Annotated in this window: 3 protein-coding genes; all 3 read left to right on the top strand. The window is 64.5% G+C overall.

Annotated elements, in window-relative coordinates:
- Nucleotides 1–767 (top strand): RluA family pseudouridine synthase (locus AC1DT3_RS18675; RefSeq protein ID WP_477466720.1); only part of this gene is annotated, 767 nt, incomplete at its 5' end.
- Nucleotides 764–1,363 carry a GNAT family N-acetyltransferase gene (locus AC1DT3_RS18670; RefSeq protein ID WP_477466719.1) on the top strand — a complete coding sequence of 200 codons (600 nt, stop codon included), beginning with the start codon at nucleotides 764–766 and terminating at the stop codon, nucleotides 1,361–1,363. The genes AC1DT3_RS18675 and AC1DT3_RS18670, both read left to right, overlap by 4 nt.
- A 13-nt stretch (nucleotides 1,364–1,376) precedes the next feature.
- On the top strand, nucleotides 1,377–2,054 hold the full coding sequence (locus AC1DT3_RS18665) for an HAD-IA family hydrolase (protein ID WP_477466718.1): 678 nt from the start codon (nucleotides 1,377–1,379) through the stop codon (nucleotides 2,052–2,054).
- Nucleotides 2,055–2,204 lie beyond the last annotated feature (150 nt).

Below are 2,204 nucleotides of genomic sequence, written 5' to 3'. Positions count from 1 at the left end.
GCACCGCGAAGGATCAGGACGATCGCGAATTCCTGAAGTCGATCACGCTGTACGAGGACAAGGATGTCCTCGTCATCAACAAGCCGATGGGACTTGCGGTGCAGGGTGGTTCCGGCACCAAGCGCCATGTGGACGGGCTGMTCGACGCCCTGCGCGACGCGGACGGCCAGAAGCCCCGCCTCGTACACCGGCTCGACAAGGACACCGCAGGCTGCCTCGTCATCGCCAAGACGCGTTTTGCGGCGTCGACGCTGGCGAAGTCGTTCCGGTCGCGGACGACGCGCAAGATCTATTGGGCTCTCGTCGCCGGCGTTCCCCGGGTACGGCAGGGCCGCATCTCGACCTATCTCTCGAAGGAAGAGGGAGGCGAGGGCGATTCCCGCATGCGCGTCGCGCAGCACGGCGACGAGGGAGCCAGCCACGCGCTGACCTATTACGCCGTCGTCGAGACATCGGCGCAGAAGCTCGCCTGGCTGTCTCTCAAACCGGTGACCGGCCGCACGCACCAGCTTCGGGCGCACGCCGCCCATATCGGCCATCCGATCGTGGGCGATCCCAAGTACTTCGACATCGAGAACTGGGAATTGCCCGGCGGCATCCAGAACAAGCTGCATCTGTTGGCACGACGGATCGTGATTGCTCATCCTCGGACGGGCAAGCCGATCGACATCACCGCGCCGCTGCCGCCTCACATGCAGCAGACTTTCAACCTGCTCGGTCTCGATACCGACCGTTACGATCCCATCGTCGAATCACCGGAGGCATGATGCTTCACATCGAACCCGTCACCCTCTCGTCCGACCGGCTCATCCTGCGACCGCTGGCACGTGGCGACGCCGCCGCTCTCGGCCAGGCAGTGTGCGACGGCGATCTTTGGGAGAAGAAGACGACCACGGTGCCGCGCCCGGAGGAATTCGACCTCTATATCGACAAGGCGTTGGAAGCGCAGGCGGCCGGGACGCAATTGCCCTTCGCGATCGTCATTGCGGAGACCGGCGAGATCATCGGCTCGACGCGGTACATGAACATCAGTGCGGCCGACCACCGGGTCGAGATCGGCACCACCTGGATCGCCAAATCCTGGCAGCGGACATTCGTCAACACGCACCAGAAGTTCCTGCTCCTGCGCCACGCGTTCGAGCAGCTCGGATGCAACGTGGTGGAATTGCGGACGCATCGCTTGAACGATCAATCGCGGGCCGCCATCGAACGGCTCGGCGCGAAGCTCGACGGCATCTTGCGCGCGCATATGATCATGCCGGACGGCCATATCCGGGACACCGCCGTGTACAGCATCATTCGGCCGGAATGGCCCGAGGTGAAGGCCGGTCTCGAACGGCGGATGACCGCCGCCTACGCCTAGGACAACTCGCGAGATGAAACTCGTCCTGTTCGATGTCGACGGCACCTTGGTCGACAGCCAGAACATCATCATCGCCGCCCAGCACATGGCCTTCGCCGCCTTCGGCCTCGCGCCGCCCAGCCGTGAGAAGGCACTCTCGATCGTGGGTCTTTCACTGCCGGAGGCGATCACGGTCCTCTGCGGCGCCGACGCTCCGGTCGCGGGGCTGGTCGCGGCCTACAAGGAAGCCTTCAGTACCCTGCGCGGCGATCCCGGCCATGCGGAGCCGCTCTTTCCGGGGGCCGCGGATTATCTCGCCGATCTTGGGCGGCGGGAGGATGTCTTTCTCGGTATCGCCACCGGCAAGAGCCGTCGCGGCGTGGCGCATCTGCTCGAGCGCCACGATTGGGGGCGCCTGTTCACGACGATCCAGACCGCCGACGATGCGCCCTCGAAGCCCCACCCGGCGATGATCCAGCAAGCCATGACGGAGCTCGGCGTGCCGGCCACGGACACCGTGATGATCGGCGATTCGAGCTTCGACATGGCCATGGCCCGCAGTGCGGGTGTGTGGCCGGTGGGCGTATCGTGGGGATTCCAACCGGTGTCTACCCTGCGCGAGGCAGGCGCCGATGTCATCGTCGATTCCTACACCGATCTGCGCCCGGTTCTGGATCGGTTTCTCGATCGCCCCTCGCAGATCAACCCCTGAGACCCTACTTCATTGGCCATGACAGACACGAGAGACTGGTTTCCCGGCGCCGACGAGCCGAATCCCATGCGATCCGCCCAAGCCGGCATGAAACCGACGCTGCCGAAACGTTTCTACAAAGAGGCCGGATTTCGCGAGAAGGACGGCGGA

The organism is Microvirga sp. P4_G7 (genome assembly GCF_056401005.1).
This window is presented reverse-complemented; position numbering and strand designations above follow the sequence as displayed.

Bases quoted from the DNA above. Each gene is read 5' to 3' on its own strand.
- AC1DT3_RS18665 (WP_477466718.1), top strand. From the start codon at position 1,377: ATGAAACTCGTCCTGTTCGATGTCGACGGCACCTTGGTCGACAGCCAG.
- AC1DT3_RS18670 (WP_477466719.1), top strand. From the start codon at position 764: ATGATGCTTCACATCGAACCCGTCACCCTCTCGTCCGACCGGCTCATC.